Raw genomic sequence first — 25,519 nt, forward strand, 5'->3', positions numbered from 1 at the left:
GCTGCCCAGACTCTCCCCATCAAAACAGGGAGACACCCATGAACCGCAGCCTGCTATTCAAACTCGGCGCGATTGCGCTGCTGATCCTGCTGTTGCTGATTCCGTTGCTGATGATCAACGGCATCATCGTTGAGCGCCAATACACCCGCGATTCCGTGTTGGCCGACATCGCCCGCAGCTCCAGCTACAGCCAGCGCCTTACCGGCCCGGTGATGGTGGTGCCGTACCGCAAGATCGTCCGCGAGTGGAAACTCAATGAAAAGCTCAACCAACGCTACGAGGAAACCCGTGAAGTGCGCGGTCGTCTGTATTTCCTGCCGGAGCGTTTTGAGCTCGACGGTCAGGTGCAAACCGAACTGCGTGCTCGAGGCATCTACCAGGCGCGGCTGTTCCACGCCGACAACCGCATCAGCGGGCGTTTTGTTTTGCCTGAGCAGTTGGGTATCAAAGAAAACTTCGCCGATTACACTTTTGAGCCGGCGTATCTGGCGGTGGGTATCAGCGATATTCGCGGCATTGAAAATGCGCTGATGCTGGAACTGGGCAGCCAGCGCCTGGAGTTTTCGCCGGGCACCCAAGTGGCCTGGCTGGGCGAGGGCGTGCACGTGGCGTTGCCGGAGCTGGACAGTAAAAAGCCGGCCGCCCTGGACTTCGCCTTCGACCTGCGCCTGCAAGGCACCGAGCAACTGCAAGTGGTGCCGGTGGGCAAGACCAGCCAAGTGTCGCTGGCTTCGAACTGGCCGCACCCAAGCTTCACCGGCAACTTCCTGCCGACACAACGGGACGTGACCGACAAGGGGTTTACCGCCAACTGGCAGACCACGTTCTTCTCCACGAACCTCGAAGAAAGCATGCGCGGCTGTCCGCTCGATCAAGTCTGTGAGGATTTCAACAGCCGCAGCTTCGGCGTGAACTTCATCGACCCGGTGGACCAGTACCTCAAGAGCGACCGCGCGATCAAATACGCACTGCTGTTTATCGCCCTGACCTTTGCCGGTTTCTTCCTGTTCGAAGTGCTCAAGGGCCTGGCGGTACACCCGATCCAATACGCGTTGGTGGGGTTTGCCCTGGCGTTTTTCTACTTGCTGTTGCTGTCGTTGTCCGAGCACATCGGGTTCGCCCTGGCTTACCTCATCTCGGCGAGTGCCTGTGTGTTGTTGATCGGCTTTTATGTGTGCCACGTGCTGCGCAGCGTCCGCCACGGCCTGGGGTTCTCGGCAGGGTTGGCGGCCTTGTATGGCTTGTTGTACGGACTGTTGAGCGCCGAGGATTACGCGCTGCTGATGGGCTCGCTGTTGCTGTTTGGCCTGCTGGGCACGGTGATGGTGCTGACGCGCAAACTGGACTGGTACGGCGTGGGCAAGCGCAAGGGGTTTGATCTGGAGGCGGTGCAATGATCGGGTTGCGTGAGGATCAGCAGATGAGGGCGCGGATGGTCGACTATCTCAACTTCGCCACCGCCCTCTGTGGGAGCGGGCTTGCCCGCGATAGCAGAGGACCAGTACTCGATGTGTTGAATGACACACCGCTATCGCGGGCAAGCCCGCTCCCACACTGGACGGTGGTGGATGTTAGAGCGGGGGTTGAGTCTGCTGCATCGAAGGCCGCTGGCTGACCTCGGCATACCAGGCTGCAAGCTGGGGGTTGGCGTCACGCCATTGCAGGTCCGGGTGGCGGAAATCCAGGTAACCCAAGGCACAGGCCACGCTGATCGCTGCGATGTCGAAGTGGCTGCTCAGCTCGGCAATGGCGTCCTGTTCCAGCTCGGCGACGCTGCGACGGATCTTGTTGCGCTGCTCGTCCAGCCACTGGTCCCAGTGTTTGTCTGCGGGGCGCATCGCGGTCTCGTAGCGCACCAGCACGGCGGCATCCATGATGCCGTCGGCCAGCGAGGCCAGGGTCAGGCGGCGCCAGCGCGCCGAGCCGTCGCGGGGAATCAGCGGGTTGCCGACGTGCTGATGGTCGAGGTAGTCGAGGATCACCCGGCTGTCGTGCAACACGCTGCCGTCGGCCAGGCGCAGGGCCGGGATCTTGCCCACAGGGTTGCCTTGCACCACTTGGGCGTCCGGGTTGACCGGTGTCGGCGTACAGCCTTGCAGGGCCACGCGGTCCTGTTGGCCGGTTTCAGCCAGCAAGACGCGGACTTTGCGCACGAAGGGCGATGCGGGGTTGTGAAACAAGGTCATGCTGGGAGTGGACATGGGCAAACCTCAAGAATGGGCTGCGGCTAGCCTAGAGATATTGAGGGTGTTTTTGAAGGCTCCCACATTTTGATTTGTGAACACCGTTAAATGTGGGCGCTGGCTTGCCTGCGATAGCGCCTTCAGCCACGCCGCTTAAACAACCCCCAAACACCAATCACTGCGGGAACCCCCAGCCCCACCCAACTGAGCGAGTCCCACAGCCCATCCCCCAGCAACGCCGCAAACAGTCCGGCGGCGCTGAGCAGGCCAATCCCCAGTGGAATGCCGAACACCTTCCAGAAACTCGACTGCCGCGGCTTCATGGCTTGGCCGCCTTGCGCCGCACGACCCACAGGTAGACCCCGCTGCCCAGCACGATGATGGTCAGCACATCCAGCACCGCCCACAAAATCTTCATCGGCATACCGCCATAGTCGCCAAAGTGCAGCGGCTGGGACATGCCCATGGCGTCCATGTACCACGGCCGTTCAGCGATGGCGGTGACGGCCAAGGTGCTGGCGTCGATCAGCACCGGTGTGAGCAAATGCGAGGTCAGGTGCGTGCTTCCTTTCATGAACACCGCGTAATGGTGCTCGCTGGAAAAGCGTGTACCGGGGAAGGCGATGAAGTCCGGCTCCATGCCCGGCGCGGCCTTGGCCGCGATGGTCAGCAAGTCGGTGGCCGGTGCGCGCTGAGTCAGCGGCGGCGCGTTTTTGTAGGGTTCGATCATGGCGCTGAGGCTGTCCTGGCGCCAGGCGGCGATGATCAGGTCGGCGCAGGCGCTGATCACGCCGGTCACGCCCACCACCAGCGCCCAGGTCAGGGTGACCACGCCGATCAGGTTATGCAGGTCGAGCCAGCGCAGGCGCGTGGATTTGTCCTGGCGCACGGTGGCGAACTTCAGCCGGCGCATGAACGGCAGGTACAGCACCGTGCCGGAGACCATCGCCACCACGAACAAAATGCCCATGAATGCCAACAGCAACTTGCCCGTCAGGCCGACGAACATGTCCGTATGTAAGCGCAGCAGGAACAGCGTCAGCCCGCCATTGGCCGCCGGGGTTTCCACGGCTTGGCCAGTGCGCGCGTCAAGCATGAAGGTGTGGGACGAATTGGGTTCGGTGCCGGCCGTGGCGGCCATGATCGCGATCACGCCGTTCTTGTCGTCTTCGTCCCAGGCCAAGTATTGCATGGCTTCGCCGGGGCGATGGGCCTGCGCCTTGGCGACTAATTGCTCAAGATTGAGCTGCGGCGTGTCGGCGGGCATCTGAGCCAGTTCCGGCTCGTTACCCAGCAAGTGGTCGATCTCGTGGTGAAACACCAGCGGCAGGCCGGTGAGGGCGAGCAGCAGCAGGAACACCGTGCAGATCAGGCTGGTCCAGGTGTGGATGAAGGACCAGCGGCGGATGGTTTTGCTTTTCATGGTTCATCCAAATGCAAAAGGGCCACGGCGGACCGTGACCCTTGAGTGACCTTGTCAGCGGCTTACCACTTGTAGTTAACCGCCGCTACGACATTGCGCTCATCGCCGTAGTAGCACCAGGCCCCATCACAGGTCGACAGGTAGTCCTTGTTGAAGATGTTTTTGGCGGTGACATCCACCGAGACACCTGCGAGCACGGGGTTGAGGCGGCTCAAGTCGTAATGCACGGCGGCGTCATACACGGTGTACGAGCCCACATGACCGTTGGCTGTGTTGGCAGTGTTGCCATAGGTGTCGCCTACATACCGAACGCCAGCACCCACGCCGAAACCGTCCAGCACGCCCGAGTGCCATGTGTAGTCAGACCACAACGAAGCCTGGTTGCGTGGCACCAGCTTCATGCGGTTGCCTTTGTCGTCCCCCTTGAGGATTTCGGTGTCGGTGTAGGTGTACGAACCCACCAGTTTCAGATTGTCGGTCACTTGCGAGGTGGCTTCCAACTCAAGGCCGCGCACGCTGATTTCGCCGATCTGGCTGGTGATGTTGTTCTGTGTCACCGATACATTCTGCTGGCGCAGGTCGAACACCGCAGCGGTCAGCAAGGTCTTGCTGCCCACCGGTTGGTATTTCACGCCGACTTCGGTCTGTTTACCTTCGGTGGGTTTGAATGACTCGGTTGCGCTGGCGCTGGCACCGGCCGTGGGCTGGAACGACTCGGTGTAGGAAATGTACGGCGTGATGCCCGAATCGAACACATAGCTCAAGCCTGCGTTGCCGCTAAAGGCTTTGTCACGCTGGGTGTTGGTCGCATCGTTCATGTTGAAGAAGGTTGTGCCGGTGTGAATCCAGTCTTCACGCCCGCCCAGGGTCAGGCGCCATTTGTCCAGGGCAATCTGGTCCTGGATGTAGAGGCCGGTCTGCACGGTCTTCTGGTTGTAGTCGTAGAAGGTGAATGGCGCGCCCGCCGGGCGGGGCTGGTTGTAGATCGGGCGGTTCGGGTTGATGCTTGCCGCGTTGCCTTCGATCCAGTGGTAATCAGTATTGGAACGCTGGTGATCCAGGCCGAGCAACAAGGTATGGCTCAGCGCACCGGTCTGGAAGTCGGCCTGGAAATTGTTATCTAAAGCGAGTTGCGCGATGTCTTCATCGACCTTGTCGTAAATGCGTTTGAGCATGCCATCTGCACCGACTGCGGTATCGCCGTAGCTGGAGTAGGTGGTGTTAAACGCCAGCTCGCTCTTGGTGTAACGCAGGTTTTGTTTGAACTGCCAGACATCGTTAAAGCGATGGTCGAAGGCATAACCCAGGGCGTAGTAGGTGCGGTCGTAGTAGTCCTGGTCCGGTTCGCCGAGATTTTTGTGATGGGAAATCTTGCCGGCTGGCGAACTCAGCTTGGTGCCTTGCAATGGCAAAAACTGACCGCTGATACCGGTGTCATCGCGGGTGAATTGCGAAAGCAGGGTCAGGTGGGTGTCGTCGTTGATGTTCCAGGTCAGGCTGGGTGCGATGTTGTAGCGCTTGTCATCTACATGATCGATTGGCGTGCCGCTGTCGCGAACCACGCCATCAACGCGATAGAGAAACTCGCCTTGGTCATCGATTTTGCCGGTGCTGTCGAAGCTGATCTGTTTGCGGTTGTTGCTGCCGACTTCGGCGCGCACGGCATTGCTGCTTTCAGCCTGGGGGCGACGGCTGACCATGTCGAGCATGCCGCCGGGCGGGGTTTGGCCATAGACTGAGGAGGCCGGGCCACGCAACAGGGTGATGCGATCCAGGTTCCAGGTTTCTTGTTTCGGGTTGGCGTAGGAGCCCTTGGGCAACGGCAGGCCGTCGAGGAATTGGGTCGGCTCGAAGCCGCGCACCCGTAGCCAGTCGGCACGGGAATCACTGCCGTAGCTGCTGGCAATTACGCCGGGCATGTAGCGCACGGCGTCATCCAGGTTTTGCACGCCACGGTCTTCCATCTGCGCACGGGTGACCACAGACATCGAGCGAGGCGCCTCAATGATCGGCGTGTCGGTCTTGGTGCCCGCTGCGGTACGCGTTGCGACATAACCGTCTACCGGGCCCCAGGCGCTTTCATAGCTGCCCTGGCCGGTGATATTGGTTTCCGGCAACGCCACTACGCCTTCCGGAATCGCGACCAGCGTAAATGTCCCGGCGCTGCTCTGCTCCAGCTGCAACCCAGTCCCGCGCAATGCCTCACGCAGCGCGCCCTGTGCGTCGAACTGGCCTTTGACCGGGGCCGAGGTTTTGCCCGACGCCAGCGAAGGGTTGAGCGTCAGCGCCAAGCCGGCCTGGCTGGCGATCTGGTTCAAGGTGGTCGCCAACGGCGCCGCCGGCAGGTTGTAGGCGCGCACGCTGGAGGCCTGTTCGGCGGCGATCAGCGAGGTGCTGGCCAGCGGGGCGCTGAGGGCGATGGCCAGGGCTAACAGGCTGGGGCGCAACAAGGTGTCGAGCGTGCGGGACATGGGGAAGGCTCCTGAATGGAAATATTTCTCAATTGCCTAGGTGCCGAGCGAGAATCGAAAAGTGATAGGGCAGGGTGAAAATATTTTTCGGGGTGTTCTCCAGGGCCCCATCGCAGACACCGCAGGCCCTAAGGCTTACCCTTGACCGTCACCCACCACGGCGTGTGCTGCTCGATCTGCACCGGCAGGGTCGGCAGTAGGGCATTGAGCGCCAGCGTGGTGTCATGCAGCGGGAAGCTGCCGGTGATGCGCAACGCTGCGACGTTTTTATCCACACCCAGATAGCCCGTGCGGTAGCGCCCCAGCTCGTCGATCACATCGCCCAAACGTGCGTTGTCGACCACCAGCATGCCGCGCGTCCAGGCGTCGGTGGCGGGCGTGACGGCGAGCACCGGGCCGAGACCATCACTGCGCATCAGTACTTGTTGGCCTTCCTTGAAAATCTGTTCCTGGCGCAGCGCCTCAGGCTGGGCCGCCACGGCGGACTGCAGCACGCTCAGGCGCGTAGCGTCGTCTTCACGCCTCACGATAAACCGCGTGCCCAGCGCCCGCAGGCTGCCGTCGCGGGTTTGCACATAAAACGGCCGCGCATCGTTGTGGCCGGTTTCGACGAGGATTTCGCCTTCCTGCAACACGATCAGTCGGCGCTTTTCATCAAAGCGCACGTCGATGGCGCTGTGGGTGTTGAGGTTGATCAGCGTGCCATCCGCCAGTTTCAGCGTGCGCTGCTCCCCGGTGGCGGTGCGTTGATCGGCCAGCCAGTAGTGGATCGGCACGTAACGCTCACCGGCAAACAGTGCCAGGCCAATCACCAGCGCCACACTCGCCAGGCCGCTGCCCAGCTTGCGCACGCGTTGGCGAATGCTTTGGCGTGACTGCAAGAGTGCCGCCCGTGCCGGGCCCGAGGCGGCGCTGAAGCGTTGGTCGAGCATGCCCAGTTGGCGCCACGCGCGGGCGTGTTCTTCATGGCTGGCCAGCCATTTGTCGAACTCTTCGCGCTCGACCGGGCTGCCGTCACCCGAATCGAGGGAGAGTTGCCAGGCAATTGCCGCATCCAGCACACGCGCCGAAACCGGTTTGGCGCCTGTCACAGCGGCTCGCCATACAGCGCGATGTAGCACTGGCGAATGCCCTGGGCCAGGTACTGGCGTACACGCGGCACCGACACGCCAAGGCGCGTGGCGATTTCGGCGTGGCCCAGGCCGTCGAGGCGGTTATAGAGGAAGGCGGCGCGGGCCTTGCTCGACAGCTTGCCAAGCAGGCGGTCGATGGCCTTGAGGTCTTCAAGGATCAGTTGCTGCTCTTCGGGCGAGGGGTGTTCGCTTTCCGGGATCAGCATCAATTCGGTGAGGTAAGCCTGCTCCAGCGCCGCACGGCGGAAGTAGTCGAACAGCAGGCCTTTGGCGATGGCCACCAGAAACGCGCGGGGTTCGCGGGGTTCGCGCAACTCATCACGGCCCAGCAGGCGCATGAAGGTGTCCTGGCTCAGGTCTTCGGCGCGGCTCGGGCATGCCACGTTGCGCCGCAGCCAGGCCAGCAGCCAGCTACGATGGTCGCGATACAACGCGCCAACAAGCTCACTGTGTGGGGTCTGGACCGACGACAAGGCATCACCGAATAAACAAGAGGTTTAAACTAACGAGAATTATTCGCGATTGTGTCAGAGGCGCAAGGCGCGCGCAATTGGCGTCTGTCGGGCGGTGCTATTAAAACGATGGCGCTTGTTTGCGCCGTTTCCATTGGCTCAAACGCTCTTGCAGTGCCTGCGGGCTATCGATTTGCTGGCGGTTCGCGCGGCTGAACAGGATGAGCATCAGTTCGGCGGTGGCCAGGGCGTCGGCGCTGGCGTGATGGCGTTCACCCACGTGCAGCTTGAAGTGGTTGATCCAGTCGTCGAGCCCGGCTTCACGAATATTGGCCTCGGGGCACAGCAGCGGGGCGATGTCGGCCACATCGAGAAACGGATGGGCCAAGCGATAACCCAGGCTGTCCTTGAGTGCGCGGCACAGCATGTGTTGATCGAAAGGCGCGTGGAAAGCCAGCAATGGGCTGTCGCCGACGAACTCCATGAAGTCGAGCAGGGCTTCGGCCGGGTCGCTGCCGGCGGCAATCGCACTTGGGCCCAGGCCATGGATCAGCACGCTGGGGCCGAGCTTTGTTTCGGCACGTTGCAAGGTGCGCTCGAACAGTTGGGAAAAATCCACCGCGCCGTCCTCGATCACCACAGCGCCGATGGACAACACCTGGTCGCGGTTGAGGTTCAGGCCGCTGGTTTCCAGGTCCACGACGACCCAGCGCTGGCTGCGCAACGGCCCGTCGCCCAGCACCCGGGGGTTGGGCAGTTGTGCCAGGCGTTGCTGTTGCTGTGCGTCGAGGCCGGGTTTTTTCGCACGTAGCCAGCCGAACCAACTCACAGTTGATACCGCAATGTCAGGCTGCTTTGCAGGCGCTGGGCCTGACGCAGGGATTCACGCAGGATGCGCCGGTCAAGGTGGTTGAGGCTGTCGGGGTCGACGCGGTTGGAATACGGCTGGTTTTCGCGGGTTTGCAACTGGTGCTGCTGCATGCGGGTTTGCTGGATGAAATGGTAAGCCTCTTCATAGGCGGCGCCATCCAGCGGTTCGATGACCTCCTTGGCCACCAACTGGCGCAGGCGCTCCAAGGTGTTGTTGGCGTGGACACCATTGGCCAGGGCCAGCAGGCGTGCGCCGTCGACAAAAGGCGTAAGGCCCTGCACTTTCAGGTCCAGCGTGGCCTTTTCCGCGCCTTTGCGCGCCAGCACAAACTCGCGGAAACGCCCCACGGGCGGGCGCTGGCGCAACGCGTTCTCGGCCAGCATGCGCTGGAACAGCCGGTTATCTGCAACCTGATCAAGAATGCCCTGGCGCAATTGCTCGCAGCCACGCTCGTCACCCCACACCACCCGCAGATCGAAATAAATGCTCGACCCCAGCAGGTTCTCCGGCGTCGCCTCGCGGATAAACGCGGCAAACCGCCGTGCCCATTCCGCCCGCGACAGGCACAGCTCGGGGTTGCCGGCCATGATATTGCCCTTGCACAGGCTGAAGCCGCACAGCGCCAGGCTCTGGTTGATCTGTTGCGCGAGCGGCAGCAGCCGTGCGCGAAAGTCGGCCGCTTCGGCGGCATCTTTGGCCTCGAACAGGATGCCGTTGTCCTGATCGGTGAATAGCGTCTGCTCTCGGCGCCCTTCGCTGCCGAAGCACAGCCAACTGAAGGGCACGCCTGGGTCGCCTTTTTCAGCCAGCGTCAGCTCGATCACCCGGCACACGGTGTGATCGTTGAGCAGCGTAATGATGTGAGTGATCTGGGTCGACGAGGCGCCATGGGCCAGCATGCGCTCGACCAATTGGCCGATTTCGCCGCGAATCGCCACCAGATTTTCCACCCGCGGCGCGTTGCGGATGGTGCGGGCCAGGTGTACCAGGTCCACGCGTTGCAGGGAAAACAGGTCACGCTCGGACACCACGCCGCACAGGCGTTGATCCTTGACCAGGCACACGTGGGCGATGTGCCGCTCGGTCATGGCGATGGCGGCGTCGAAGGCGCTGTGGTCAGGCGTCAGGAAGAAAGGCGCCAGGGTCATGTGATGTTCGATGACCTGGTTGAAATCGCTGGCGCCGTCAGCCACCACTTGGCGCAGGTCGCGCAGGGTGAAAATACCCAGGGGCGCCTTGTGCTCGTCCACGATCACGATGCTGCCCACTTGTTGTTCATGCATCTGCGTAACCGCCTCGCGCAACGGCGTGTTCGGGCTGCAGGTAACCGGGTGGCGCATGGCCAATTCGCCGAGGCGGGTGTTCAGCGAATATTGGGTGCCGAGGGTTTCCACGGCTTTTTGCTGCACCTGCTGGTTGATCTGGTCCAGCAGGCTGCTGACACCGCGCAAGGCAAAGTCGCGAAACGGGCTGGAAAGCGCGAACAGCTTGATAAAGGCCGGCTTGTTCAGTTGCAGGCAAAAGGTGTCTTCGGCGGCCTTGTGTTCGGTACGGGTCGCCCGCTCGCCCAGCAGTGCGGCGAGGGGAAAGCATTCGCCAGTGGTGATTTCGAAGGTGGTTTCGGTGGAGTCGGGCCGCTCGCCCACCACCCGGCCTTGTTTGACGATGTAGAAATGCTCGACCGGCCCGCCCGACGGCTTGAGGATGCTGTCCCCAGGTCCATAGAAGCGCAGTTGGCATTGTTCGACCAGAAACGCCAGGTGCGCGTTTTCCATCTGGTTGAAGGGCGGGAAGCGTTGCAGGAATTGCAGGGTGCCGTGGATGTTCTGCAACACGGCGGTTTTTCCCGCCTGGGCGAAAGCATCAGCTTTACTCATAACAGTGACCGCAGTTTTTTTGTCGTTATCGTGCCTCATGGTCGACTTCCGCGCGGCGAGTGCCCATTGGACGTAAGTCTAGGTCGAGAGAAACCGTGCAGAACTAGGGAAAAACCTTACATGGCTATTGTCCAAACCCCGTAGAACGCCCACTAGGCAAACTTTCCGACGAAGTGCACATTGTTCGCCCTTCCGCAGATGTCTGACGAGTGTGCTGGGAGATTGATGAGAACTGCTGAGAAACGTATGTCCGACCACGATATTTTGAGTGATGCCGAGCGCGAGGCGCTGAGCGCCGTGATGCTTGAGCCCGATTTACCGCCACAACGCGTGTTGATTGTTGACGACGACAAGGACGCGCGTGAACTGCTGGCGGAAATCCTGGGGCTGGACGGCATTCGCTGCATGACCGCCGACAGCGGCGAGTCGGCGTGGGACTTGTTGAGCTCCAGCAGTTCGATCGGTTTGTTGATCACGGATTTGCGCATGGCACCGAGCAACGGCCTGGAGCTGATCCGCCAGGTGCGCAGCTCTACTCGGGCGGCGTTGCCGATCATCATCATGTCGGGGGACGCGGAAGCGCCGGATGTGATTGATGCGATGCATTTGAGCGTGGTGGATTTTTTGCTCAAGCCGATTGATAGCGTGAAGCTGGCGAAGATGGTCAAGCGGGAATTGGGGATGGCTTCCTGATTTTGCGGTGAAGGCGTGGGCCTCTTCGCGAGCAAGCCCGCTCCCACACTCGACGGCGTACACCCTGTAGAAATGCGATCGAATGTGGGAGCGGGCTTGCTCGCGAAAGCGTCAGCCCAACCACCCTAAAGCTTAAAGAAAAAGCCCCGATCTCGCGATCAGGGCTTTTTCATTTACAGGCCGTTTTTAGCCTTGAATTCCCGGCGCCGACGATGCAACACCGGCTCGGTATACCCATTGGGCTGTTTAGTCCCTTCAATCACCAACTCCACCGCTGCCTGGAACGCGATGTTGCTGTCGAAATCCGGTGCCAGCGGACGGTACAGCGCGTCACCGGCGTTCTGACGGTCCACCACCGGCGCCATGCGCTTGAGGCTTTCCAGCACCTGGTCTTGGTTGACGATGCCGTGGCGCAGCCAGTTGGCAATGTGCTGGCTGGAAATGCGCAGGGTGGCGCGGTCTTCCATCAAGCCCACGTCGTTGATGTCCGGCACCTTCGAGCAACCGACGCCCTGGTCGATCCAGCGCACCACATAACCCAGGATGCCCTGGGCGTTGTTGTCCAGCTCGTTGCGGATTTCTTCGTCGGACCAATCGGTATTAGTGGCCAGAGGAATGGTCAGGATGTCGTCCACCGAGGCGCGTTCGCGTTTGGCCAGTTCGGCCTGGCGGGCGAACACGTCGACCTTGTGGTAGTGCAGCGCGTGCAATGCAGCGGCGGTGGGCGAAGGTACCCACGCGGTGTTGGCGCCGGCCAGTGGGTGAGCGATTTTCTGCTCAAGCATCGCCGCCATCAGGTCGGGCATGGCCCACATGCCTTTACCGATCTGCGCGCGGCCTTGCAGGCCGGTGCTCAGGCCGATATCGACGTTCCAGTTCTCGTAGGCGCCAATCCATTTTTCCGCCTTCATCGCGGCCTTGCGCACCATCGCGCCAGCTTCCATGGAGGTGTGGATTTCGTCGCCGGTACGGTCGAGGAAGCCGGTGTTGATAAATACCACGCGCTCGCTGGCCGCCTTGATGCAGGCCTTGAGGTTGACCGTGGTGCGGCGCTCCTCGTCCATGATCCCGACTTTGAGCGTGTTGCGCGGCAGGTTCAGCACGTCTTCGATGCGGCCGAACAGCTCGTTGGTGAATGCCGCTTCTTCCGGGCCGTGCATCTTCGGTTTAACGATGTACACGGAACCGGTGCGGCTGTTCTTGCGGCTGCTGGTGCCGTTCAGGCTGTGGATGGCTGCCAGGCTGGTGATCAGGCCGTCGAGAATGCCTTCGGGCACTTCGTTGCCGGCGTTGTCGAGGATCGCGTCGATGGTCATCAAGTGGCCAACGTTGCGCACGAACAGCAGCGAACGGCCGTGCAGCGTCACATCCTGGCCATTCACGCCGGTGTACACGCGGTCAGGGTTCATGGTGCGGGTGAAGGTCTTGCCGCCCTTGGCGACTTCTTCGGCCAGGTCGCCCTTCATCAGGCCGAGCCAGTTGCGGTAGATCACCACCTTGTCGTCGGCGTCGACGGCGGCCACGGAGTCTTCGCAGTCCATGATGGTGGTCAGCGCGGCTTCCATCAGCACGTCTTTGACGCCGGCAGCGTCGGTCTGGCCGACCGGGGTGCTGGCGTCGATCTGGATTTCGAAGTGCAGGCCGTTGTGCTTGAGCAGGATCGCGATCGGCTCGGCCGCAGGGCCCTGGAAACCGATCAACTGAGCATCGTCGCGCAGGCCGCTGTTGCTGCCGCCCTTGAGGCCGACGATCAGCTTGCCATCGACGATCTTGTAACCGGTGGAATCAACATGGCTGCCGGCGCTGAGCGGGGCGGCTTCGTCGAGGAAGGCGCGGGCGAAGGCGATGACCTTGTCACCCCGGATCTTGTTGTAGCCTTTACCTTTCTCGGCGCCGTCGGCTTCGCTGATGGCGTCGGTGCCATACAGCGCGTCATACAGCGAACCCCAGCGCGCATTCGAGGCGTTGAGGGCGAAACGGGCGTTCATTACCGGTACGACCAGCTGTGGGCCGGCCATGCGGGCGATTTCGTCATCGACGTTTTGGGTCGTGGCCTGGAAGTCTGCGGCTTCTGGCAGCAGGTATCCGATGTCTTGCAGGAAGGCTTTGTAGGCCACCGCGTCGTGCGCCTGGCCGGCGTGGGTCTGGTGCCAGGCGTCGATGCGCGCCTGGAAATCGTCGCGTTTGGCGAGCAGGGCTTTGTTCTTCGGGGCCAGGTCGTGGATGACCTTGTCGGCGCCGGCCCAGAACTGCTCGGCAGTGATGCCGGTGCCGGGAATGGCTTCGTTGTTCACGAAGTCGAACAGGACTTTGGCGACCTTAAGGCCACCGACTTGAACGTGTTCAGTCATCTCTTGCCTCACTCTGCGGAGCTTATGCGCTTTTCAAGATTTTCATTATGTAGTGCACGGTTGGGCATACTACATGATGACTTGCGGTTGTGAAAATTTGACTAAATACGTCGTTTAGCGACCCTCCTGTGACATTCGGTCACAGCGGGGAATGGGATGTTCTCAAAAAAGTATCGGATTGTTCCAGATAAATATAAAAATGGTACACGATTTGTTTTCGAGGGCTCCCGAGTCCACCTTGTAGATTGAATTCAGAGGGCTTCGCCATGGACCATCTTGTACTCACTATTATCGCCGCCGACAAACCCGGCCTCGTCGAACGCATCGCACAGAACATCGCCGCCCACGGTGGCAACTGGCTGGAAAGCCGTATGGCGCACATGGCCGGGCAGTTTGCCGGGATATTGCGTGTCGGTGTGCCGGCCGAAAACCGCCAGGCGTTGGTCGGCGCGCTGGAAGATTTATCCACACACGGCATTCGCGTGTTGGTGGGCGAGGGCAGTACCGGGCAGGCAGCGGCGTCCAAGTCGATCCTGATGACGCTGGTGGGCAACGACCGCTCCGGCATCGTGCGCGAGATCACCGCGCTGTTGAGCAAGCAGGGTGTGAACCTGGAGAGCCTCAGCACGGACGTGCGCCCGGCGCCCATGAGCGGCGACCCGTTGTTTACCGCCGAGGCGCTGTTGCAGGTGCCGGCCGCGTTATCCCTGGATACCTTGCAGCTGTCCCTGGAAACCCTGGCGGATGACTTGATGGTGGAGCTGCACCACGAGGAATAATTTGCCCACATAGGTTATGCATGGAAATCTTGCATGGGCCTGTGGATAACCTGTAGAGACCCGGCGCCGGGCCAGGCCGGCCGGGCTTCTTCGCCAGTTGAGCAAAAAACGAACAGTTTCAAAGGCTTGTGCACAAATGGCGGGGATCAGGTTGTGGATAACCTTGGGGTTAATGCCTGCAAGCCACGCCGGCTGTGGCTTGCAGGGGGTTGTACGTTATTTGATCAGCGCTTGCGCGCGCTGAGCCAGATATCCACGCTGTATACCACCAGGCCGGCCCAGATGAACGCGAAGGCGGTCAGCGTACTCGGCGCCAGATGCTCACCGAACAACAGCACGGCTTCCAGCAGCACCAATGTCGGCGCGGTGTACTGCAAAAAGCCCAGCGCGGTGTAGGGCAAATGCCGTGCGGCGGCGTTGAAGCACACCAGCGGGATCAGTGTAACGGGACCTGCGGCCACCAGCCACCAGGCCTCGGACGTGCTCCAGAACTCGGACTGCAAACTGTGGGCCGACGGGTTGAACAGCAACCACGCGATGGCAATCGGCACCAGCATCCAGGTTTCCACCACCAACCCAGGCAGCGCCTTTACGGGTGCCTGTTTGCGGATCAGGCCGTAGAAACCAAAGGTCATCGCCAGCACCAGCGACACCCACGGCAAACTGCCGACCTGCCACACCTGTTGCGCCACCCCGGCCGCCGCCAGCCCGACCGCCACCCACTGCAGGCGCCGCAGGCGTTCGCCGAGGATCAGCATGCCCAGCACCACGTTCACCAACGGGTTGATGTAGTACCCCAGGCTCGCCTCCAGCATGCGGCCGCTGTTGACCGCCCACACATAGGTCAGCCAGTTGGCCGCGATCAACGAGCCGCTGAGTGCCAGAATCGCCAGGCGCTTGGGGTTGTCGCGCAACTCGCGAAACCAGCCGGGGTGCTTCCACACCATCAACAGCAAACCGCCAAACAGCGCGGACCACAGCACGCGGTGCACGATGATCTCGGCGGCGGGCACGCTGGCGATGGCTTTGAAGTAGAGCGGGAACAGGCCCCAGGTGATGTAGGCGCTCAGGCCCAGGATGTACCCCTTGCGAGGGTTGGCGGCGTGCATTGCAGAATCCTTGCTTAGGCAGCTAACAAAGCGCGATTGTAAGGATATTTGCCAGGTAACGGGTGGTGCTTTTCTGTGGGAGCTGGCTTGCCTGCGATAGCATCACCGGGGTGCAGCAGGTAAACCGAGGTGCCTGCATCGCAGGCAAGCCAGCTCCCACACAAGCCACCCACAGGGGAGTGTGCGGTCAGAAGAGTTTCAGCGGTTCTTCGTTGAGCGCCGCCAATTGCTCGCGCAACGCCAGCACCTGGTCGCCCCAATACCGCTCGCTGCCAAACCACGGGAAACTGTGGGGGAACGCCGGGTCGTCCCAGCGCCGTGCCAGCCAGGCGCTGTAGTGCATCAGGCGCAGGGCGCGCAATGGTTCGATCAGCGCCAGCTCGCGGGGGTCGAAATCGTGGAATTCCTGATAGCCGTCCATCAACTCCGACAGTTGGCCAAGGCATTCCTGACGGTCACCGGCAAGCATCATCCACAGGTCCTGCACCGCCGGGCCCATGCGGCAGTCATCCAGGTCGACGATGTGGAACATCTCGTCGCGGCACATCATGTTGCCGGGGTGGCAATCGCCGTGCATGCGGATGTTCTTGTGCGGCGTGGCCTTGTACACCTCTTCCACGCGCTTGAGCAGGTCGCGCGCCACGGATTCGTAGGCGGGCAGCAGGCTCTTGGGAATGAAGTTGCCTTCGAGCAGGGTATTGAGGGAATCGTGGCCGAAGTTTTTCACGCCCAACGCTTCACGGTGTTCGAACGGGCGGGTGGAGCCCACCGCGTGCAGACGGCCGAGCAATTGGCCAAGGCGGTAGAGTTGATCAAGGTTGCCCGGCTCTGGCGCGCGGCCGCCACGCCGTGGAAACAGAGTGAAACGGAAGCCCGCGTGTTCGAACAGGCTCTCGCCGTTGTGGATCAGCGGCGCAACCACTGGCACTTCGCACTCGGCCAGTTCGAAGGTGAAGCGGTGTTCTTCGAGGATGGCTTCGTTGGTCCAGCGCTGCGGCCGATAAAACTTGGCGATCAGCGGCTCGGCGTCTTCGATGCCCACCTGATACACGCGGTTTTCGTAGCTGTTGAGCGCCAACACGCGCGCATCGCTGAGAAAACCGATGCTTTCGACCGCGTCGAGCACGAGGTCGGGGGTGAGTGTTTCAAACGGATGGGCCATGCGAACTCCTGCGCGCAGCAGGGCGCCGCGTCCGGCCGGGTATGGTAACGCACACGAGCATAGATAGGTGGTGGCTGTGCGGACGCCTTCGCGAGCAAGCCCGCTCCCACATTCGACCGCGTTTTTTCAGACTAAACGCGGTTAACTGTGGGAGCGGGCTTGCTCGCGAATACGGTCTGTCAGGCGCCGACGATGCCGCCGTCATCCCGTCGGATCGCCATCACCGACGACCGCGGCTTGCCGTTCGGCAGATGCTCCGGCCAGGTCGAACCCCCCGTTTCGCCCGGGTGCTGAATGCCCACAAAAAGCGTTTTCTGATCCGGCGAGAAGCTGATGCCTGTCACTTCGCAAGCGACCGGGCCGACCATGAAGCGGCGAATTTCTCCGGTGGACGGGTCCGCACACAGCATCTGGTTGTTGCCCATCCCGGCGAAGTCGCCCGCGTTGCTGTAGTCGCCATCGGTGAGAATCCACAAGCGCCCGGCCTTGTCGAAGCCCAGGCCGTCGGGGCTGTTGAACATGTTCTGCGGGTTGATATTCGACGAGCCGCCTTTCGGCGTGCCGGCATGCACGCCGGGGTTGCCGGCCACCACAAACAGGTCCCAGCTGAAGTCCGCTGCGCCGTGGTCATCGGCGTTGGCCTTCCAGCGCAGAATCTGCCCGTAGACGTTTTTCTCACGCGGGTTAGGGCCGCCCACCGGCTGGCCGTCTTCGCCGCGCTTGGCATTGTTGGTGAGGGTGCAATACACCTGGCCGTCGGTGGGGCTGACCACGATCCATTCCGGGCGGTCCATGCGCGTGGCTTTCACCACGCTGGCGGCCAGGCGCGCGTGGATCAGCACTTCGGCCTGGTTGGCGAAACCCGAGCTGGCATCGATGCCGTTTTTGCCATGGGTCAGCTCCACCCATTGGCCTTTGCCCTTGGGGTGGTCGGCGTTGCCGTCGCCCGCATCGAAGATCGCCACAAACAAGGTGCCGTGATCAAGCAGGTCTTTGTTGGCCTTGGGGTTTTTGTGGTTGATCTTGTCGCGGCTGACGAACTTGTAGATGAACTCACCGCGCTCGTCGTCGCCCATGTACACCACGGCGCGGCCATCGCGGGTTTCGGCCAGGGCGGCGTTTTCATGTTTGAAGCGGCCCAGCGCGGTGCGTTTGGCAGGCGTGGATTGCGGGTCGAACGGGTCGATTTCCACTACCCAGCCATGGCGGTTGAGTTCGTTGGGGTTCTTGGCCATGTCGAAGCGCGGGTCGTGTTGATGCCAGTTGATGTCTTTGCTGGCGGCCACCACGCCGTAGCGTTTTTGCCCGGCGTCGAAGGTCTGTTGTGGGTTACTGCTGCCGAAGCAGTCGGTGAAGTTCTCTTCGCACGTCAGATAAGTGCCCCACGGGGTTTTGCCGTTGGCGCAGTTCTGGAAGGTACCGAGGGCTTTCTTGCCGGATTTGTCGGCGCTTGTTTTCAGCCAGTCGTGGCCAGCGGCCGGGCCGCTCAGGCGGATCGGCGAGTTGCCGTGGATACGGCGGTTGTAGCGCGAGTCCTGGACGAACTGCCAGGTGTCGCCCTTGCGCCGCACTTCGATCACCGACACGCCTTCGCTGGCCTGGGCCTTGCGCACGTCTTCGGCCGACTGCGGCGCGCCGCCGTGGGCGAAGAGGTAGCGATAGTTGGTGTATTCGTTGTTGATCGCCATCAGCGCACGGTTGTTATCGCCGGGGAAGGCGAACAGGCTCATGCCGTCGTTGTTGTCGCCGAACTGTTGTTCCTGGGCTTTGGCCGTGCCGTTGCCGGACGGGTCGAAGGCCGGGGCGTTTTTGCTCAACGGCTGGCCCCAACTGATCAGCACCGAGGCACTGTAGCCCGGCGGCAAGGTGATGGCGTCGCTGGTGGCGGCGGCGATGCTGGTAAAACCCAGCAGCGGGCTGGCGGAGGCGGCACTCACGGCGAGTGCGCTGCGGGTGAGCAGGTTGCCGCCCAGGAACATTGCGGCACCGCACAAGGCGCCTGCGCCGATGAAACGGCGGCGGGTCAGGCCGACCATCTGTTCAAGGTCGGTGGCTTGGTTTTCTTCTAATAGGCTCATTTCAGGCTCCCTGCGGTTTTTGCAGACACCTTAAGGAGCGCACGTGACGAAATTGTTGCAGTTTGAAGGCTGTGCAGCGCTATACCGGTGTGCCGAGCAACACATTGCTCGGCGCGAACTGCACCTGGATCGGCTGGCCTTCGGCGGCGCCCAACGCCTTGAGCGCGGCGGGCTGCGCCAGGGCGCACAACACGAGGCCGTTGGGCAGGGCGACACGCACTTCGCTTGGGCCGTCATCGGCGTCGAGAATCGCGTCGATAAGTCCGCTCATGCAATTGTGTCCAGGTGTTGCGGCTTGCCCGACCGCGAGCAACTCCAGCCAGCCGGCCTTGATCAACGCAATCACCTCAACGCCAGTCTCCAGCTCCAGCCGCTGCGTGCTGTCGTGGGTGATTTGCGCCTCCAGCGTCAGGCCGCCCACCAGTTGCAGGCGGATCACGTCGTTGCGGCCATGGCTGTCGATGGCGACGACCTGGCCATGCAGTTGGTTGCGCGCGCTGGTGCGCAACATCAAGCGGCCCAGCAGGTTGAAGTCGCTGGCGTCTTCATCCGAGCCCAGTACTTCGGCCTGCAACACTTGCAGGCGCTGATAGAGGCGCAACACGCGTTCACCTTCAGCGGTGAGCCTGGCGCCACCGCCGCCTTTGCCGCCGACACTGCGCTCCACCAAGGGGTGCTGCGCGAGGTTGTTCAGCTCATCGATGGCATCCCATGCGGCCTTGTAACTCAAACCGGCGCTTTTTGCCGCACGAGTAATCGAGCCTTGCTCGGCGATATGCGCCAACAGGGCAATGCGTTGGGGGCGGCGGATGATGTGTTGGCTGAGTGAGGTCGGCAGAGACATGTGGATACGCTTTTATAAGGTCAGCGGACGTTGCAGGCGTGGCGCGCGCGAGTCAAGTCACGCACCTGGTTTTGGTGTGCGTGCCAGGCAGTAGACATCGACCTGGCAGGCGCCGGCGTCCATCAACAGCCGGGCCAGGCTGTGGGCAGTGGCGCCGGTGGTCAGCACGTCATCCACTAGCGCGAAGTGGCGGCCTTGCACCTGGGCACCGGGCGCCAGTGTAAATGCAGTGAGCAGGTTGCGCTGGCGGGTCTTGGCGTCGAGGGCTTGCTGCGCGACGGTTTCATGGGGGCGTAACAACACCTGTTCATTGTGTGGGAGGTCGAGGCGTTCACTGAGCCAGCGCGCCAGCATCTGCGCCTGGTTGAAGCCGCGTTCACGCAGGCGCTTGCGCGCCATGGGCACCGGCAGCAGGCAGTCGGGGCGGGTGAGTTCGGCGTTGTCGAAGCGATGTTGCAGATGGCGCCCCAGCAGACGCGCGAGCATGTGGCCAAGGGGCCAGCGCGATTGGTGCTTGAAGCGGGTGATCAGGGTGTCGACTGGAAAGCCGTAGGTCCAGGGCGCGATCACCTGTTTAAAGGCCGGTGGTTTTTTCTGGCATTGGCCGCAGGTCAGCCCTTCCATCGGCAAGGGCAGAGCGCACACCTCGCAATGCTCCATCAGCCATGGAAGCTCGGTTTCGCAGACGTTACACACACAATCGGCCGATTCAGCCGGCTCATCGCAAATTAAACAGCTGTGATTGTTTTTTGACCAGATGTAAACCTGATGTTTGTGGTCCGGTTGACAGTGCATGAATCTTCCTTAAATATGCCGAGCATCCGTGTCGTGACTGTGGGTATTACCTCTCCACAGTGAAAGCCCAAGCATAATCAAGGAAACGCCCATGAGCGCCAGCACCTCTGCAACCCTGCGTCACGATTGGTCCTTAGCCGAAGTCAAAGCGCTGTTCGTGCAGCCTTTCAATGACCTGTTGTTCCAGGCGCAGACCGTGCACCGCGCGCATTTCGACGCCAACCGTGTGCAGGTGTCGACCTTGCTGTCGATCAAAACCGGCGCCTGCCCGGAAGATTGCAAATATTGTCCGCAGTCGGGCCACTACAACACGGGCCTCGAAAAAGAGAAGCTGATGGAAGTGCAGAAGGTCCTCGAAGAGGCCGCTCGCGCCAAAGCCATCGGTTCGACCCGCTTCTGCATGGGCGCCGCCTGGAAACATCCGTCGGCCAAAGACATGCCCTACGTACTGCAAATGGTCAAAGGCGTGAAGGCCATGGGCCTGGAAACCTGCATGACCCTTGGCCGCCTCGACCAGGACCAGACCGAAGCCCTAGCCCAGGCCGGCCTGGACTACTACAACCACAACCTCGACACCTCGCCGGAGTTCTACGGCAGCATCATCACCACCCGCACCTACAGCGAGCGCCTGCAAACCCTGGCTTACGTGCGCGACTCGGGGATGAAAATCTGCTCGGGCGGCATCCTCGGCATGGGCGAGTCCCTCGACGACCGCGCCAACCTGCTGATCCAGCTGGCCAACTTGCCGGAGCATCCGGAGTCGGTGCCGATCAACATGCTGGTGAAAGTCGCCGGTACGCCGCTGGAAAACGCCGAAGATATCGACCCGTTCGACTTCATCCGCATGCTCGCCGTGGCGCGCATCCTGATGCCGCAATCCCACGTGCGCCTGTCGGCGGGCCGTGAGGCGATGAACGAACAGATGCAGGCCTTGGCGTTTTTCGCCGGCGCCAACTCGATTTTCTACGGCGACAAACTGCTGACCACCGCCAACCCGCAGGCTGACAAGGACATGCAACTGTTCGCGCGCCTGGGGATCTTGCCGGAAGCCCGTGAAGAGCATGCTGATGAAGTGCATCAGGCTGCGATCGAGCAGGCATTGGTGGAGCAAAAGAGCAGCGAGCAGTTCTATAACGCCGTGGTTTGACGCCTAGCTCTTCATTTGGAATGCCTTCCAAATGTGGGAGCGGGCTTGCTCGCGAATACGGTGTGTCAGCCAGCACATCCATCACTGACCCACCGTATTCGCGAGCAAGCCCGCTCCCACATTTGATCGCATTCAGTCTCTAGTTCTTTGATTCACCGAGGCCAGCATGTCTTTCGATCTCGCCGCGCGCCTCGCTGCCCGCCGTGCCGAACACCTCTACCGCCAACGCCCGCTGCTCGACAGCCCCCAAGGCCCGCAAGTGGTGGTCGACGGCCAACCCTTGCTCGCCTTCTGCAACAACGACTACCTGGGCCTGGCCAACCATCCGCAAGTGATCGAAGCCTGGCGCGCCGGGGCGTCCCGTTGGGGCGTGGGCGGTGGCGCCTCGCACCTGGTGGTCGGCCACGCTACACCGCACCATGAACTGGAAGAAGCCCTGGCCGAGCTGACCGGGCGCCCCCGCGCCTTGCTGTTTACCACCGGTTACATGGCCAACCTCGGCGCGGTCACCGCGTTGGTGGGGCAGGGCGACACGGTGCTGGAAGACCGCCTGAATCACGCGTCATTGCTGGATGCAGGCTTGCTGTCCGGCGCACGGTTCAACCGCTACCTGCACAACGACGCCGACAGCCTGGCCAAACGCCTTGAGAAGGCCACCGGCAATACGCTGGTGGTCACCGACGGCGTGTTCAGCATGGACGGCGACCTGGCCGACTTGCCCGCGCTGGCCCGCCAAACCCGTGCCAAAGGCGCCTGGCTGATGGTGGACGATGCCCATGGTTTCGGGCCGCTGGGTGCAAACGGTGGCGGTATCGTCGAGCATTTCGGCCTGAGCCAGGAGGATGTGCCGGTATTGGTCGGCACGCTGGGCAAAGCGTTCGGTACTGCCGGGGCCTTTGTGGCGGGCAGTGAAGCGTTGGTCGAAAGCCTGATCCAGTTCGCCCGGCCCTATATCTACACCACCAGCCAGCCACCCGCTCTGGCGTGCGCCACGCTGAAAAGTTTGGAGCTGCTGCGCACCGAGCATTGGCGCCGTGAGCACCTCAATGGCCTGATCCGCCAGTTCCGCCAGGGCGCAGAGCAATTGGGGCTGGACTTGATGGACAGTTTCACGCCGATCCAGCCAATCCTGATCGGCGACAGCGCAAGGGCTGTGCGCCTTTCACAGATGCTGCGCGAGCGGGGGTTGATGGTCACTGCGATCCGCCCGCCGACCGTGCCGGCCGGCAGCGCGCGTTTGCGCGTGACCCTGACGGCGGCCCACAGCGAAGCGCAGGTGCGACTATTGTTAAACGCATTGGAGGAGTGTTTCCGGTTGTTAAACATTACGGAGCCCGACCATGCGTGACCGATTGATCTTGCTGCCCGGCTGGGGCCTCGGCGTTTCGCCGCTGGAACCTTTGGCCGCCGCCTTGCGCGGGCTCGACGAACATCTGCAGGTGCATATCGAGCCCTTGCCTGTGCTGGACTCCAGCGACCTGGGTGAGTGGCTCGACGAACTCGACGCCACGCTGCCAGACAACGCTTGGCTAGGCGGCTGGTCCCTGGGCGGCATGCTCGCCTCCGAGCTGGCGGCGCGGCGCGGCGAGCGTTGCTGCGGCCTGCTGACCCTGGCGAGCAACCCGTGTTTTGTCGCCCATGACGGCTGGCCGAATGCGATGCCCGCCGAAACCTTCGACGCGTTCCTGGCCGGTTGCCACGCCGATTCCCAAGTCACCCTCAAGCGCTTCGGTCTGCTGTGTGCCAAAGGCGCCGAAGACCCGCGCGGGCTGTCGCGACTATTGGTCAGCGGCGCACCGACTGCGCCGTCCAGCGTGCTGATGCCCGGCCTGGAACTGCTCGCCCAGCTCGACACGCGCGCAGCCTTGCTCGCCTATCGCGGCCCGCAATTGCATGTGTTCGCTGGCCTGGATGGGCTGGTACCCGCTGAAGCTGCGAGGGACCTGCTGGCTTTGTTGCCGGATGTTGAAATCGGTTTGATTGAACAGGCCGGTCACGCTTTTCTACTGGAAGACCCCCACGGTGTCGCGGGGGCCATTCAGGCTTTTTTGCACGAGTATGTTGATGACTGATTTAAACCACCCCCCACTGCCGGGCGCCTTGCCGGACAAGCGCCAGGTGGCGGCGTCCTTCTCCCGTGCGGCCGCCAGCTACGACAGCGTGGCCGAACTGCAACGCGCGGTGGGCCATGAATTGCTGGCTCGCCTTCCACAGGCAATCGCACCGCAGCGCTGGCTGGACATGGGGTGTGGCACCGGTTTTTTCAGCCGCGTGCTGGGCGAGCGCTTGCCCGCCAGCCAAGGCGTGGCGCTGGATATTGCCGAAGGCATGCTTAACCATGCGCGGCCATTGGGCGGCGCCGAGCAGTTCATCGCCGGTGATGCCGAACGCCTGCCATTGCAGGGCGGCAGTTGCGGGCTGATCTTTTCCAGCCTGGCGGTGCAGTGGTGCGCGAACTTCGATGCGGTGCTCAGCGAGGCTTGTCGCGTGCTGCAACCTGGCGGTGTGTTCGCGTTCGCGAGCCTGTGCGTGGGCACGCTGGATGAGCTGCGTGAAAGCTGGCGTGCTGCGGACGGCTTGGTTCACGTCAACCGTTTCCGCCCCTTCGAGGCCTATCAACAGTTGTGCGCCAACAGCGGTTTGCGCGTGCGCAGCCTGGAGCGCCAACCCCATGTGCTGCATTACCCGGATGTGCGCAGCCTGACTCACGAACTGAAAGCGCTGGGCGCGCATAACCTCAACCCGGGCCGGCCGGGAGGGTTGACGGGCCGCGCGCGGATTGTTGCACTGGTGGACGCTTACGAGCAGTTCCGTCAGGCCAAGGGCCTGCCCGCCACGTACCAAGTGGTGTACGCCGTACTGGAGAAACCGCTATGAGCGCCGCTTATTTCATCACCGGCACGGACACCGATGTCGGCAAGACCACCGTCGCCGCCGGCCTGCTGCATGCCGCACGGCTGGCGGGGAAAAGTACCGCCGCCGGAAAACCTGTGGCTTCGGGCTGCCAGTTGACGAGCAAAGGCCTGCGCAACAGCGATGCGTTGGCACTGCTGGCCGAGTGCTCATTGGCGCTGACGTATGAGGAGGTCAACCCGGTGGCTTTCGAACCGGCCATCGCGCCTCACTTGGCGGCACGGGAGGCGGGCGTCGGGCTGACGGTGCAGTCGTTGTTGAAGCCAATGCAGCAGATTCTGGCGCGTCAGGCGGACTTCACCCTGATCGAGGGCGCAGGCGGTTGGCGCGTGCCGCTGGCTGGGCAGGACAACCTGTCGGACCTGGCCATGGCGCTCAAGCTGCCGGTGATTCTTGTGGTAGGCGTGCGCCTGGGCTGTATCAGCCATGCCTTGCTCACGGCTGAAGCCATTGCGCGGGACGGTTTGCCGTTGGCGGGCTGGGTGGCCAATATCATCGACCCCAAGACCTCTCGTCTGGAAGAGAACCTCGCCACCCTGGCTGAGCGCTTGCCGGCGCCCTGCCTGGGCCGGGTGCCTAAACTCAAGCACGCCGGGGCCGCAGCGGTGGCCGAGTACCTGGAGTTGGACCTGCTTGACTGATTTTGGCTATCGCGAAGGCATTATGCCATTAGTGTTTTTGACGGGCATTTTGCCGGGATGTCTGCTTCAATTCAGGTTCATGATTCTCTAAAGGCAGGCTTACGCCATGGAAATCTCTGGAAGCAGCGCGTTTTATTCGGGGCTGAGCAGCATTCAGACCGGGCAGAACCGTGTCGACCAGGCGGCCGGCAAAATCGCCGGTAACGCGACGACCCAGCCCTCGGATGCACAAAGTGATCGTCTGCAAGCCAACGATCGCGCCCAGCCGTCCAATTCGGCGAGCAACATGGTCGAAATGGCTCAGGGCAAGTTTCAGGTGGAGCTGGGCGCGAAAGTCGCCAAGGCTTCGGATGAAATGCTCGGCACGTTGATCGACACCTACGCTTAAACCCCCTCTTTATTGGCATACGCAACTTCCCTGTGGGAGCGGGCTTGCTCGCGAATGCATCACCTCGGTATTCAGCCAAACCGAGTTGCCTGCATTCGCGAGCAAGCCCGCTCCCACATTTGCTCTGTGTTGTCCTCTTGAACTTCTACACTTTCTGAATCACGTGGCAACCCGTCGCAGGCCTTGCCGTGCGCGCCATTGATCCGCGT

23 protein-coding genes are annotated in these 25,519 nt (G+C 62.0%); 9 read left to right on the top strand and 14 right to left on the bottom strand.

Annotated elements, in window-relative coordinates:
- Nucleotides 1-38: 38 nt before the first annotated feature.
- A complete protein-coding gene (gene creD, locus AB4P94_RS08950; protein ID WP_395610250.1) occupies nucleotides 39-1,397 on the top strand; it encodes a cell envelope integrity protein CreD in 1,359 nt (452 codons plus the stop codon).
- A 174-nt stretch (nucleotides 1,398-1,571) separates the two neighbouring features.
- On the opposite strand, the gene AB4P94_RS08955 is transcribed toward creD, so the two are convergent.
- The 8 genes from AB4P94_RS08955 to AB4P94_RS08990 form a co-directional block, all read right to left on the bottom strand.
- Nucleotides 1,572-2,201: a glutathione S-transferase gene (locus AB4P94_RS08955; RefSeq protein ID WP_395610251.1), complete on the bottom strand. Its 630-nt coding sequence runs from the start codon at nucleotides 2,199-2,201 to the stop codon at nucleotides 1,572-1,574.
- 122 nt (nucleotides 2,202-2,323) lie between these two features.
- Complete coding sequence (locus AB4P94_RS08960) at nucleotides 2,324-2,506, bottom strand: hypothetical protein (RefSeq protein WP_395610252.1); 183 nt, start codon at nucleotides 2,504-2,506, stop codon at nucleotides 2,324-2,326.
- Nucleotides 2,503-3,606 (bottom strand): PepSY-associated TM helix domain-containing protein, encoded by a 1,104-nt coding sequence (locus tag AB4P94_RS08965; RefSeq protein ID WP_395610253.1) that lies wholly within the window; start codon nucleotides 3,604-3,606, stop codon nucleotides 2,503-2,505. Before AB4P94_RS08965 ends, AB4P94_RS08960 begins: the two co-directional genes overlap by 4 nt.
- A 62-nt stretch (nucleotides 3,607-3,668) precedes the next feature.
- Nucleotides 3,669-6,077: a TonB-dependent siderophore receptor gene (locus AB4P94_RS08970; protein ID WP_395610254.1), complete on the bottom strand. Its 2,409-nt coding sequence runs from the start codon at nucleotides 6,075-6,077 to the stop codon at nucleotides 3,669-3,671.
- Between the two features lie 128 nt (nucleotides 6,078-6,205).
- Nucleotides 6,206-7,168, bottom strand: a complete 963-nt coding sequence (locus tag AB4P94_RS08975; RefSeq protein WP_395610255.1) for a FecR domain-containing protein — start codon at nucleotides 7,166-7,168, stop codon at nucleotides 6,206-6,208.
- Nucleotides 7,165-7,683 (bottom strand): RNA polymerase sigma factor, encoded by a 519-nt coding sequence (locus AB4P94_RS08980; RefSeq protein ID WP_395610256.1) that lies wholly within the window; start codon nucleotides 7,681-7,683, stop codon nucleotides 7,165-7,167. Before AB4P94_RS08980 ends, AB4P94_RS08975 begins: the two co-directional genes overlap by 4 nt.
- Before the next feature lie 100 nt (nucleotides 7,684-7,783).
- Nucleotides 7,784-8,491 (bottom strand): PolC-type DNA polymerase III, encoded by a 708-nt coding sequence (locus tag AB4P94_RS08985; protein WP_395610257.1) that lies wholly within the window; start codon nucleotides 8,489-8,491, stop codon nucleotides 7,784-7,786.
- Nucleotides 8,488-10,410 (bottom strand): putative nucleotidyltransferase substrate binding domain-containing protein, encoded by a 1,923-nt coding sequence (locus tag AB4P94_RS08990; RefSeq protein ID WP_395610258.1) that lies wholly within the window; start codon nucleotides 10,408-10,410, stop codon nucleotides 8,488-8,490. Before AB4P94_RS08990 ends, AB4P94_RS08985 begins: the two co-directional genes overlap by 4 nt.
- A gap of 246 nt (nucleotides 10,411-10,656) precedes the next feature.
- Between AB4P94_RS08990 and AB4P94_RS08995 the strand changes: the two genes are divergently transcribed.
- On the top strand, nucleotides 10,657-11,103 hold the full coding sequence (locus tag AB4P94_RS08995) for a response regulator (protein ID WP_395610259.1): 447 nt from the start codon (nucleotides 10,657-10,659) through the stop codon (nucleotides 11,101-11,103).
- 173 nt (nucleotides 11,104-11,276) lie between these two features.
- Here AB4P94_RS08995 and AB4P94_RS09000 read toward each other — a convergent pair whose 3' ends face one another.
- The gene (locus AB4P94_RS09000; RefSeq protein WP_395610260.1) at nucleotides 11,277-13,454 is read right to left on the bottom strand and encodes a malate synthase G; all 2,178 of its coding nucleotides are present in this window, start codon (nucleotides 13,452-13,454) and stop codon (nucleotides 11,277-11,279) included.
- Nucleotides 13,455-13,720: 266 nt separating this feature from the next.
- On the opposite strand from AB4P94_RS09000, the gene AB4P94_RS09005 reads away from it, so the two are divergent.
- Nucleotides 13,721-14,233, top strand: a complete 513-nt coding sequence (locus tag AB4P94_RS09005) for a glycine cleavage system protein R (RefSeq protein ID WP_395610261.1) — start codon at nucleotides 13,721-13,723, stop codon at nucleotides 14,231-14,233.
- Between the two features lie 224 nt (nucleotides 14,234-14,457).
- Here AB4P94_RS09005 and rarD read toward each other — a convergent pair whose 3' ends face one another.
- The 5 genes from rarD to AB4P94_RS09030 form a co-directional block, all read right to left on the bottom strand.
- Entirely contained in the window at nucleotides 14,458-15,342 is an 885-nt protein-coding gene (gene rarD, locus AB4P94_RS09010; RefSeq protein WP_395610262.1) for an EamA family transporter RarD, read from the bottom strand.
- A 187-nt stretch (nucleotides 15,343-15,529) separates the two neighbouring features.
- Nucleotides 15,530-16,504: a serine/threonine protein kinase gene (locus tag AB4P94_RS09015; protein ID WP_395610263.1), complete on the bottom strand. Its 975-nt coding sequence runs from the start codon at nucleotides 16,502-16,504 to the stop codon at nucleotides 15,530-15,532.
- A gap of 179 nt (nucleotides 16,505-16,683) precedes the next feature.
- On the bottom strand, nucleotides 16,684-18,582 hold the full coding sequence (locus tag AB4P94_RS09020; RefSeq protein ID WP_395610264.1) for a PhoX family protein: 1,899 nt from the start codon (nucleotides 18,580-18,582) through the stop codon (nucleotides 16,684-16,686).
- 79 nt (nucleotides 18,583-18,661) lie between these two features.
- Nucleotides 18,662-19,426, bottom strand: coding sequence for a TOBE domain-containing protein (locus tag AB4P94_RS09025; RefSeq protein WP_395610265.1), 765 nt, complete (start codon nucleotides 19,424-19,426; stop codon nucleotides 18,662-18,664).
- A 57-nt stretch (nucleotides 19,427-19,483) separates the two neighbouring features.
- Nucleotides 19,484-20,221, bottom strand: coding sequence for a ComF family protein (locus AB4P94_RS09030; protein WP_395610266.1), 738 nt, complete (start codon nucleotides 20,219-20,221; stop codon nucleotides 19,484-19,486).
- Between the two features lie 91 nt (nucleotides 20,222-20,312).
- Here AB4P94_RS09030 and bioB point away from each other — a divergent pair, with 91 nt between their 5' ends.
- The 6 genes from bioB (at nucleotide 20,313) to AB4P94_RS09060 (ending at nucleotide 25,310) form a co-directional block, all read left to right on the top strand.
- A complete protein-coding gene (bioB, locus tag AB4P94_RS09035) occupies nucleotides 20,313-21,368 on the top strand; it encodes a biotin synthase BioB (RefSeq protein ID WP_395610267.1) in 1,056 nt (351 codons plus the stop codon).
- 166 nt (nucleotides 21,369-21,534) lie between these two features.
- Nucleotides 21,535-22,716 carry an 8-amino-7-oxononanoate synthase gene (gene bioF, locus AB4P94_RS09040; protein ID WP_395610268.1) on the top strand — a complete coding sequence of 394 codons (1,182 nt, stop codon included), beginning with the start codon at nucleotides 21,535-21,537 and terminating at the stop codon, nucleotides 22,714-22,716.
- Nucleotides 22,709-23,440 carry an alpha/beta fold hydrolase gene (locus AB4P94_RS09045; protein WP_395610269.1) on the top strand — a complete coding sequence of 244 codons (732 nt, stop codon included), beginning with the start codon at nucleotides 22,709-22,711 and terminating at the stop codon, nucleotides 23,438-23,440. The genes bioF and AB4P94_RS09045 overlap by 8 nt, the downstream gene beginning before the upstream one ends.
- Nucleotides 23,433-24,245, top strand: coding sequence for a malonyl-ACP O-methyltransferase BioC (gene bioC, locus AB4P94_RS09050; RefSeq protein ID WP_395610270.1), 813 nt, complete (start codon nucleotides 23,433-23,435; stop codon nucleotides 24,243-24,245). Before AB4P94_RS09045 ends, bioC begins: the two co-directional genes overlap by 8 nt.
- Nucleotides 24,242-24,922, top strand: coding sequence for a dethiobiotin synthase (gene bioD, locus AB4P94_RS09055; RefSeq protein WP_395610271.1), 681 nt, complete (start codon nucleotides 24,242-24,244; stop codon nucleotides 24,920-24,922). The genes bioC and bioD overlap by 4 nt, the downstream gene beginning before the upstream one ends.
- Nucleotides 24,923-25,028: 106 nt before the next feature.
- On the top strand, nucleotides 25,029-25,310 hold the full coding sequence (locus tag AB4P94_RS09060) for a pyrroloquinoline quinone biosynthesis protein PqqE (protein WP_395610272.1): 282 nt from the start codon (nucleotides 25,029-25,031) through the stop codon (nucleotides 25,308-25,310).
- The last annotated feature ends 209 nt before the right edge of the window (nucleotides 25,311-25,519 follow it).

The organism is Pseudomonas sp. B22129 (assembly GCF_044218875.1).
GTDB lineage: Bacteria > Pseudomonadota > Gammaproteobacteria > Pseudomonadales > Pseudomonadaceae > Aquipseudomonas.

Excerpts from the sequence above, each read along its gene's own strand:
- AB4P94_RS08990 (WP_395610258.1), bottom strand. The coding sequence starts at position 10,410 with ATGAGTAAAGCTGATGCTTTCGCCCAGGCGGGAAAAACCGCCGTGTTG.
- bioC (WP_395610270.1), top strand. The coding sequence starts at position 23,433 with ATGACTGATTTAAACCACCCCCCACTGCCGGGCGCCTTGCCGGACAAG.
- AB4P94_RS08970 (WP_395610254.1), bottom strand. The coding sequence starts at position 6,077 with ATGTCCCGCACGCTCGACACCTTGTTGCGCCCCAGCCTGTTAGCCCTG.
- AB4P94_RS09045 (WP_395610269.1), top strand. The coding sequence starts at position 22,709 with ATGCGTGACCGATTGATCTTGCTGCCCGGCTGGGGCCTCGGCGTTTCG.
- AB4P94_RS09005 (WP_395610261.1), top strand. The coding sequence starts at position 13,721 with ATGGACCATCTTGTACTCACTATTATCGCCGCCGACAAACCCGGCCTC.
- bioF (WP_395610268.1), top strand. The coding sequence starts at position 21,535 with ATGTCTTTCGATCTCGCCGCGCGCCTCGCTGCCCGCCGTGCCGAACAC.
- AB4P94_RS09030 (WP_395610266.1), bottom strand. The coding sequence starts at position 20,221 with ATGCACTGTCAACCGGACCACAAACATCAGGTTTACATCTGGTCAAAA.
- bioB (WP_395610267.1), top strand. The coding sequence starts at position 20,313 with ATGAGCGCCAGCACCTCTGCAACCCTGCGTCACGATTGGTCCTTAGCC.
- AB4P94_RS08995 (WP_395610259.1), top strand. The coding sequence starts at position 10,657 with ATGTCCGACCACGATATTTTGAGTGATGCCGAGCGCGAGGCGCTGAGC.
- bioD (WP_395610271.1), top strand. The coding sequence starts at position 24,242 with ATGAGCGCCGCTTATTTCATCACCGGCACGGACACCGATGTCGGCAAG.
- AB4P94_RS08960 (WP_395610252.1), bottom strand. The coding sequence starts at position 2,506 with ATGAAGCCGCGGCAGTCGAGTTTCTGGAAGGTGTTCGGCATTCCACTG.
- creD (WP_395610250.1), top strand. The coding sequence starts at position 39 with ATGAACCGCAGCCTGCTATTCAAACTCGGCGCGATTGCGCTGCTGATC.
- AB4P94_RS09025 (WP_395610265.1), bottom strand. The coding sequence starts at position 19,426 with ATGTCTCTGCCGACCTCACTCAGCCAACACATCATCCGCCGCCCCCAA.
- rarD (WP_395610262.1), bottom strand. The coding sequence starts at position 15,342 with ATGCACGCCGCCAACCCTCGCAAGGGGTACATCCTGGGCCTGAGCGCC.
- AB4P94_RS09020 (WP_395610264.1), bottom strand. The coding sequence starts at position 18,582 with ATGAGCCTATTAGAAGAAAACCAAGCCACCGACCTTGAACAGATGGTC.
- AB4P94_RS09060 (WP_395610272.1), top strand. The coding sequence starts at position 25,029 with ATGGAAATCTCTGGAAGCAGCGCGTTTTATTCGGGGCTGAGCAGCATT.
- AB4P94_RS09015 (WP_395610263.1), bottom strand. The coding sequence starts at position 16,504 with ATGGCCCATCCGTTTGAAACACTCACCCCCGACCTCGTGCTCGACGCG.
- AB4P94_RS08965 (WP_395610253.1), bottom strand. The coding sequence starts at position 3,606 with ATGAAAAGCAAAACCATCCGCCGCTGGTCCTTCATCCACACCTGGACC.
- AB4P94_RS08955 (WP_395610251.1), bottom strand. The coding sequence starts at position 2,201 with ATGTCCACTCCCAGCATGACCTTGTTTCACAACCCCGCATCGCCCTTC.
- AB4P94_RS09000 (WP_395610260.1), bottom strand. The coding sequence starts at position 13,454 with ATGACTGAACACGTTCAAGTCGGTGGCCTTAAGGTCGCCAAAGTCCTG.